General features: G+C 47.8%; 6 protein-coding genes and 1 pseudogene. 2 read left to right on the forward strand and 5 right to left on the reverse strand.

Annotation, left to right across the window (positions count from 1 at the left end; genetic code table 11):
- A partial coding sequence (locus tag ACTHMC_RS22965) for a helix-turn-helix domain-containing protein (RefSeq protein ID WP_440416763.1) occupies positions 1-291 on the forward strand: 291 nt, incomplete at its 5' end.
- Between the two features lie 53 nt (positions 292-344).
- Here ACTHMC_RS22965 and ACTHMC_RS22970 read toward each other — a convergent pair.
- From ACTHMC_RS22970 to ACTHMC_RS22990, 5 genes are all read right to left on the reverse strand, one after another.
- Positions 345-1,481 (reverse strand): redoxin domain-containing protein, encoded by a 1,137-nt coding sequence (locus ACTHMC_RS22970; protein ID WP_440416765.1) that lies wholly within the window; start codon positions 1,479-1,481, stop codon positions 345-347.
- Between the two features lie 29 nt (positions 1,482-1,510).
- On the reverse strand, positions 1,511-2,902 hold the full coding sequence (locus ACTHMC_RS22975; RefSeq protein WP_440416767.1) for a RagB/SusD family nutrient uptake outer membrane protein: 1,392 nt from the start codon (positions 2,900-2,902) through the stop codon (positions 1,511-1,513).
- Positions 2,903-2,911: 9 nt separating this feature from the next.
- On the reverse strand, positions 2,912-6,331 hold the full coding sequence (locus ACTHMC_RS22980; RefSeq protein ID WP_440416769.1) for a SusC/RagA family TonB-linked outer membrane protein: 3,420 nt from the start codon (positions 6,329-6,331) through the stop codon (positions 2,912-2,914).
- 177 nt (positions 6,332-6,508) lie between these two features.
- Positions 6,509-7,714 carry a FecR domain-containing protein gene (locus ACTHMC_RS22985; protein ID WP_440416771.1) on the reverse strand — a complete coding sequence of 402 codons (1,206 nt, stop codon included), beginning with the start codon at positions 7,712-7,714 and terminating at the stop codon, positions 6,509-6,511.
- A gap of 56 nt (positions 7,715-7,770) precedes the next feature.
- Positions 7,771-8,352, reverse strand: a complete 582-nt coding sequence (locus tag ACTHMC_RS22990) for an RNA polymerase sigma factor (protein ID WP_440416773.1) — start codon at positions 8,350-8,352, stop codon at positions 7,771-7,773.
- Between the two features lie 46 nt (positions 8,353-8,398).
- Here ACTHMC_RS22990 and ACTHMC_RS22995 point away from each other — a divergent pair.
- Positions 8,399-8,588, forward strand: a pseudogene (locus tag ACTHMC_RS22995) (hypothetical protein); the annotation flags it as partial.

An 8,588-nucleotide genomic window follows, 5' to 3' on the forward strand; every position in this document is an offset into this window, starting at 1 on the left:
TTTATTTTTGAGCACTTCAGAAAAGATATCTCGCTTGATGATGTTGCAGGCATTGCCAATATGAACAAACAGGCGTTCTGCCGTTATTTCAAAAGCCGGACACAGAAGACCTTTGTTGAATTTCTGAATGAGGTCCGCATTTCACATGCCTGCAGGCTGCTGACGGAAAGCAGCCAGCCTGTTGCAGACCTGGCTTATGATTGCGGGTTCAATAGTATTACTAATTTCAACAGGATATTCAAGGAGATAAAAGGCATCAGCCCAAGACAGTTCAGGAATATGCTCTTTTAACAGAGAGTGTGCCCGGTCACTCGCGGGGACGCGAGCGGCCGGGCACTGCGAGATTACTTGAATAATTCCCTGACCTTGTTTTCGAGGTCTTCGCCCACTAAGTTATTCGCAACGATCTTTCCGTGCTGATCAATGATCACATTTGCAGGAATTCCATTGATCTTATACTCCTTCACAATTACACTGCTGAATGCTTTGAGGTCGGAAATATTCGGCCAGCTGAAATTTTCTTTCTCTGAAGCTTTTGTCCAGGCGATCTTATTATCATCCAGGGAGAAAGCTATGATACCAAAACCTTTACCTTGATTTTCGGCGAACATCTTTTTCAGCAAAGGGATCTCTTTCCGGCATGGTACGCACCAGGATGCCCAGAACTGCACCAGTGTATATTTGTTCTCCTTCATCAGTTGCGAGATCCTGGTACTGTCACCGGTAAGTGTGACAGCGGAAAAATCATAATAATCTTTTCCAACCAATTGGTTCTTTCTGGCATTGATCATCATTTCCTGGTTCTTGTTCAGTTTACGGGCGGCCTGAATGACAAGGCTTTTTTCGCCAAGTTGTGCAGCTGCTTTGTCAACTATCGCCATGGCTTTTTTACTGTCTGGCTGAAGCTCCAGTAAAACGGCGGCCATTACCTGGGTCCGGATGTCTTTACTGCTGTTCATCACTTTTTCGAGAGCGTTGGTGCGCAGTTCATTCCGACGCAGGAATACCTGCATTGCTTTGTATTGAACTTCAGGGTCCTTGATGTTCTGAATGCCATTCCTGCTGTTCTCGCGCATCTCGTCATCCGCTTTGATATAAGCCGGATCTGTTTCAAAGCCGAACAATGCCTTGTTGTATTTGCCTCCGGTTACCTGTTTACGGCCATTGGGAAAAAGCACGAATTGCAGGGCTGCAGGTTCCAGGATTACGCTATAGGCTGCGCTGCTTTTGCCTTCATAAAAGACTACAGACACAGGTGTTATTTCATCCACCTTGCTGATGAATGAAAACCGGTCATTCACAATGCTGTCTGTACCTAGCACCTTCGAATTGCCATAATAATCTATCACCAGCTGCACTTTTTGTCCATTTCTTCCCACGGCTTTTCCTTGCAGTTCAAATTTTTTCTGAAAGGCCGATGCTGTAGATGCAGACGCCAGCAGCAATAGGGATAGCATCCAGCTGAGAGATTTGTACTTCATCTGTTCAGTTTTTATATTTCGTATATTGTTTATCTCGGGTTTTGTGTGATCTCAGGGTTGAGATCGATATATTTCCTTCCAATGGGCAAAACAGTCCGGGGACTGAGCGGTGGCAGGGTATAGGTGTTATTACTTAGGATATGCGTGACTGTTATATTGCTGTTGTCAAACACATTGTATCGCCTGATATCAAACCAGCGGTGACCACGGAAGGCGAGCTCCCTTCTTCTTTCTTCCTTTACCAATGCAAGGGCCTCCGAAGGCGTACCTGCTGAAAGCTGGTAACTGCTCCCTGATTTATAACGGTACAATCTCAGTGTATTCAGGTCATCCATGGCTTTGGCAGTCTCTCCGGAACGGGCCCAGGCCTCCGCACGCGTGAGAAACATCTCTGCTGTGGAAGGGCCTTTGGCCGGTGTTCTGCCCGACCATTCCGTTGACAGGAATCCGAAGTTGAGGCCAAAGAGCGCATCGCTGGCATACATGGATTTCATACGGAGATCATTGCCCTGATCATAGAGCTTGATCAGGTTGCTGTCTGCATAAAAAAGTGATGATGCACTGGTCGCTGATTTATACAGCAACACTTCCTTATTGAGCAAACCGTCAGTGATCGCCAGCGTACCAGGGAATGTATTGGATGGTGGCAATGTATTATAATCCACCAGAACATCATATAGTTTCAACGAAGCATACGAATATTTCAGGGCTTCCGGAATATTGTTCATGTACAGGTAAGTGCGCGCAAGCAGCGCGTTGGTAGCAGCTTCCACCGGCCTGTAATTCAGGTTGAGTGCCGGGCTTGCCGTTAATTTTCCCAGTGCCAGGTTGAGGTCATTCAATATGAAATCATATACTTCCTGAATGCTGGCCCTGTTGAGCTTTTCCTCGAAGTCGAGCCCCTTGCGGAGAGGCACGCCCGGATCATTGGCGGTTGCTGAGGAATATTGTTTTGCATAGAGGTTCACCAGGGTGAGGTAGGCAAATGCGCGATGTACTCTCGCTTCTGCCATCAGTCCGTTCTTTTCCGCTTCTGTACCGCCTTTTGAATCCATCACCTGAAGGATCACCAGGTTGGAAACATAGATCTGGTTGTACAATGCTTCCCAGTCGGGATCCGATTCAAAATCCTGGTAGATATGTTCTGCAAAGCGGAGTGTATTCTGATCAGCGGGTCCATAAAAGTTGGCAGAGAAAGCGGTGACCTGCAAATCATCACTCATGAGCAGGTCGTTACTGAAACTTCTTACAAACCCGGAGGATTTTCCGGCTTTGTTGATCTGATCGAGCAATAACCTGTAATCCGGGGTGAGTTCCGGAATGATCTTCCCTTTCGGAACAATGTCAAGGTATTTCTTGCAGGAGACCGCTCCTGTGGCCATTACAGCCAGTATGAAAATGATATATTGAATGCGTTGCATAGTGTTCAGTTAAAAGTTAGCTCTGATGATCAATGAGAATTCCGGGCGTGGCGGCAATTGCAACAGGTTGGAGAGTGGAATGAATTGCTGGAATTCCGGATCAAATCCTGCCTTATTGAAATTCAGTGCTGCCAGGTTCCTCGCCTGCAGGCCGATCATGATATTGGCATCGGGATAACGGGCGCTGATCTTTGCCGGCATCGTATAATTGATGAGTAATTCCCTGAAGCGGATAATGGATGCGGATTCCACATTGATATCTGCAAACTGGTAATACTTATCGTAAACATTCAGGCCGGTGATGGACTTTGGAGCAGCAGGCACATTGGTGCGGGCTTCGTCGCCGGACTGTTTCCACCTGTTGTCCCAGTCCTTATGCACAGGCACAGCCCCTGAAAACAATGACTCGTACTGAATTCCCGGCACCCTGAAATAATGCCCGAACTTGAAAGTGAAATTGGTGGTCACTGAGAATCTTTTATAACTGAATTCATTGATGAGTGCACCATAATGCGGTGGCACGGTTGAGCCTTTATAGAGCAGTACCAGCGGATCTGTGAGGTCTTTGGTGAAATCAACGATTGCTCCTTTTTCATCGTACACCTGGGGGATGCCTTTATCTGACAAGCCAGCCCAACGATAGCTGTACAGGTAGTTCAATGGTTTGCTTTCCTGTGGTGTAACGGCCAGGTAAGCGCCAACGGTCTTTTGTGGGAAATCCACTTTGGTGACCTTGTTTTTGTTGTAGCTGTAGTTCAGTGTGCTGGTCCATTTCAGGTCTCTGTTCAGGATCGTTCCTGATAACCTGATATCGATGCCACGATTGTTCATGCTGGCATAATTGATGAAGGCGCTGTTGAAGCCGTAAGTGCCATTCACGGTAGCATTGCCCAGCAGGTCTTCACTGGCGCGGTTATAGTATTCAAGCGATCCGCGAAGGCGGTTTTTCAGCATGCTGAAATCGATCCCGAAATTGGTAACGGTTGTTTTCTCCCAGCGCAGCAAAGGATTGGCAGGGTTGGATACATAAGCATAGGGCCGGTTGGTCTGGAAGTCCGTAGCCACATTGGCAATGAGAAAAGGACTGGTGCTCCGGTCAACATTCCCGTTGATGCCATAGGTAGCGCGCAGCACAAGTGAATTGATAAAGGGCACATTGAAGAAATGTTCCTTATGCATTTGCCAACTGGCACCTGCAGACCATAACCATACATTCCTGTATTCTTTGGACGATCCGAAGAGATTGGTTTTGTCGAGCCTGGCGCTGGCATTCAGCGAGTATTTATCGTTATAGGTATATCCTGCATTGGTGAAGAAGGATACAAAACGGTTGCGGTCATCCAGGAATACGGACTCATCGGGTATGAGTTTGTTGGATCCGAGCACGTCCGTGTAATTAGCGGTGTAACTGACGCGGGCAAACTGCAAACTCTGCGGATTGTAACCGTACTTGGTCTGGGAGGAAGTCTTGCTACCCAGTTCCCTGATCTCCATGCCGCCGATAGCAGTGAGATAATGATCGGGAGAAGCGCCGATGCGATGATCATATTTCAACTGACCGCGGAATGTATGCGAATAGAAGTTGCTGTTTCTCTCCCGGAGGATGGATCCTTTCGGAATGCCGGATACCACCTGGTTGTTTTTAATGCTGGTGGCAAAATTCACGGTATTGCGTGTGAACCAGGTTTCTTCATTGAAAAGATTGTTGGTGTTGGTTGTCCCTGATTCGTACTGGTAACCTGCATGTGCCGTTACTCCATCGAGAATGCGATAGTTCAGCGCAATGATACCTGTTACATTATTGGTGTTTGTTTTGCTGGATTTGTTCCTGAACTCCTGCATGAGGTTGTAATTCCAGTTGTATGGATAGCCTTTTGTTACCAATGCGTCTTTGTCTGCCTGGAAGAACTGCCTCGGTTGCGGGATATAAGATCCATCATCTCCCAGGATGCGCTGGTAGGGCAGGAGGGAACGCAAATCATCGTAACTCATGCCGTTACTGAGACTGTTGTTGCGGACATAGTTCAGTCCCATTTCCACTTTCAGGGATGGATGCAGTTCAAGGGCTTCAAAGAGGTCTGCCACAAAACGGCTGGAATTGTTTTGCTTAAATTCAGTGCCGGTCTTATCGTAACTGAATGAAGCACGGTGTGATGATCTCTCGCCTCTTCCGGATAAGGCCAGTGCGTACTGCTGCCTGGTGGCAGGTTGCATGAAGAGGTCTTTGAACTCCTTGTAGGCGTCATTGTTCTTCAATGATTCCACCAGTTGCGGCGCGCCGGCCGCGTTGTTGAGGTAGGCATCCACTACGGGTGAAATAGCCGGCCTCGGGTTGCCTGAAAAGAAGGTGAGATTATTGTCCACCCTGAATTTTTCAAAGTCCATGAAAGAAGGAGCAGCAGCATATGGCAGCTTCGAGAAGTCAGGGACAGGTGTAACGGAAATCGTGGATGTGAAATTGATATCGAGTGGCTTCCTGCTTGATTGTCCGCGTTTGGTCTGGATCACAATCACGCCATTTGCTGCGCGAACGCCCCAGATACTGGCGGCAGAGGCATCTTTCAACACTGTAATACTTTCAATATCATTTGAATTGATGGTTTGAACGGAACGCTCGATGGGGAAACCGTCTACCACAATGAGTGGGTCCCTGTTGCTGTTCACCAGTGTGCTTTGGCCTCGGATGGTGATGCTGCCATCAGCAGCGGTGAGCAGGCCTGGCATCTGCCCTTCGAGATAACTCAGGATATTCAGGTTACTTCTTTTTTCGAGGGCGGCCTGATTCATTATACCGAATGATCCGGCGGCTCTTTCACGGGGTAAGCGTTGATAGCCGGTGGATACCACCACCTGTTCTTCCAGTTTGGGGGCGGGTTTCATGTAAATGTTCAAAGCGTTCATGTCGTCCCTGACGGTTATGGTCTCAGTTTCAAAACCTACAAAGGAGATGAGTAAGGTTTCGCCGGCATTCACTTCTATGCTGAAATTTCCCTGTTGGTCTGTGCTTGTTCTGGCATTTTTCCCTTTGACGGAAATGGTGGCGCCTGCAAGGGGATGGCCTGTTGAGTCTGTTATCCGGCCTGTTACTATGATTTCAGCAGGAGCAGTTATCTCCCTGCGATCCTTTTCCGTAGCAGGTTTCCGCGATACGATAATGTTCTTGTTCTGGATGATGTATTGTAAAGGTTGATCTTTAAATACTTCATCGAGGAAAGCTGCGAGTGGCATATTCCTGCTCTGCATGGTAACCGGTTTACTGTCTTTCAGATCGGATGTACGATAGAAGAATTCATACCCCGTTTGCTTGCGTACCAGTTCCAGCACTTTTTCTACAGGAATATTTTTTCCTGACCAGGTGATGGTTTGCGCCCATCCTTTGGCGTTCACCTGTGCGATGCTGATAAGTAAAAAGAAGATGATGAACTTCATAAGCAGAAACAGTTTCGTAAAGTGCCGGCACCTGTACCAACCGGGCCTTGCACTGTAAGCAGTGAATATCATGATTTTTTAGTTGCCTGCCGCGGTTTGAGGTATGTACAAAGGGGGCGCCTGCCTCAATACGCAGTCAGGACTGGTTTTGGGTTTATGAAAGAGGAATTCCTGGTGTTATTGAAGGATAAGTTTTCTGCCTTCCAGGCGGCATCTGACATCCATATTGTTCAGGATGCCCAGTACCTGGGTGAGGGTAAGGTCGCGGGTGAGCCTGCCCCTGTAGGTTTCTTTTGAAACAGGCCCTGAAAATTCAACGCTGATATCATACCATCTTTCGAGTTGCCGCATGATGGCTGGCAGTTCAAGTCCGTTGAAATCGAAGCGGCCGTTCTTCCAGGCGATAGCCCTTTCAACATCCGCATTGGTATTTACACTGATCTGTTGGTCTTTATTGGAGATACTGGATGCCTGCCCTGGTTTCAGGATGATCTTTTTATCCATTGATTGCACCTGAACGGAGCCTTCGAGCAGGGTAGTGGCAATGGCTGGTTCATCAGGATAAGCATTCACGTTGAATTGTGTGCCGAGCACCTGCACGGTTGATTTGTTGTCTACATTCACGAGGAAAGGCCTGGAGGGATCTTTAGCAATCTGCAGGAAGGCTTCGCCGGTGATGGATATTTTTCTGTCTGTTCCATTAAAGGCAACAGGATAAGTGATGCTGGAAGCTGCATTCAGCCAGACTACGGTTCCATCTGGCAATGTGAGCTGAAATTGTCCGCCACGGGGCGTGCGCATGGTATTGGTCATGGCAGCGGATGCCGGGCCATTGCCATGATAACGGATAGAACCGTCAGACAGTTTTTCAATATTTGTATTTCCCTGCTGCGCGATGTTTCCCCTGTTTGCGCTGTCAAGGATAATGGTGGAACCATCGGCAAGCGTAAGTATGGCTTTATTGCTGCCTGGCTGGATATCGTTGGTGGTGTGAACGGTTTCTGTGTTTTTTGCTTTGTCTGTTGACCCTGCTGTATACCAGATCCAGCCTGCGATACCGGCGGCGATAAGAATGGCAGCTGCATATTTGAGGAACCCGCGCCGCAGGAAATGGATCCTGTGAACAGATTGTGATGCAGGTGCTGCCTGCTGTATTTCAGGAATGGCTGCCTGTAGTCTTGACAGGATATTTTCATTTGATTGCTGCAACAGTCGAAGATCCGTTTCCAGTTGCATGGGATCGGAGATCCTTTGCAGGAGCTGCCTGTTGGCTTCGGATGCTGCCGCCCATTCCTCCAGTTCCTGATGCTCAGCGTCAGTCAGTTCCTGGCGAAGGAATTTATGCAGTAATGGCTTTATCCTGTTTAGTGTTGATCGTAGCATCAGTTATATTGAACGATCCATGTTTTTGTTTGTACTGCCGGAAATGAAAATATTTTTCAGTCTTTCCATTTCAGCATCAGCAGAAGCAGGGGCAGGAGGTGGTCTTTGTCGAGCAGTTTGAGTCTTAGGGTTTTCAGGGCTTCGGAAAGGTGGTTGCGTACGGACTGGTGCCTGATGCCCAGCCTGCCGGCGATCTCTTCATTCTTAAGGCCATCAATGTAGCGGAGGCGGAATACTTCCCGGCTTTTTTCCGGAAGGGTCTCGATGCTGGTGTAAATTTCCTGTAACAGTTCCCCGAGCAGGTCCTCGTGTTGCCAATCTTCCTCTTGTATTTCAGCCAGTTCATTGATTGAATGCTGCACCACTTTTTTGTGTTTCAGCAGGTCGAGACAGGCATTGCGGGTAGTGATGCGGAGCCAGTTGACGGCGGCTCCGGTATGTTCAAACTGGTCTTTTGATTTCCATAATTTGATGAAGCTTTCTGTTACGGCGTCTTCAGCTTCCTGCTGGTTTTGCAGGAGTGCATAGGCTGAAAAGAACAGGCCGGGCTGGTACCGCTGATACAATGCGTTGAAAGTATTGCGGTCAACCGGCTGGTCAGATGAGCCAGTGGGAATATGATGGGAAGCAGTTGCCAACTGACTGCAATATAAAGATGTTGAGGGAAGAAAAAAACCGGGGCCTATGGTTTGCATTGACATGCATATGCCAGAAGGTCCCTCCATAGTTATTCTTAAAGAACAGCTTGCCCCCTTTGAGGGTAAGAAAGTGATTGCCGTAGCAGGCAATACCAAAATTTTCAACTTACAGGACCTTAAAAACAAAACGCCAACCTTTAAATCCTGGGGTAAACATTTCCTCATTTGTTTCCCCA

The organism is Pseudobacter sp., from assembly GCF_051955275.1.
In the GTDB taxonomy this organism is placed as follows: domain Bacteria; phylum Bacteroidota; class Bacteroidia; order Chitinophagales; family Chitinophagaceae; genus Pseudobacter.

Coding starts and splice junctions, on each gene's coding strand:
- ACTHMC_RS22975 (WP_440416767.1), bottom strand. CDS start 2,902: ATGCAACGCATTCAATATATCATTTTCATACTGGCTGTAATGGCCACA.
- ACTHMC_RS22970 (WP_440416765.1), bottom strand. CDS start 1,481: ATGAAGTACAAATCTCTCAGCTGGATGCTATCCCTATTGCTGCTGGCG.
- ACTHMC_RS22985 (WP_440416771.1), bottom strand. CDS start 7,714: ATGCTACGATCAACACTAAACAGGATAAAGCCATTACTGCATAAATTC.
- ACTHMC_RS22980 (WP_440416769.1), bottom strand. CDS start 6,331: ATGAAGTTCATCATCTTCTTTTTACTTATCAGCATCGCACAGGTGAAC.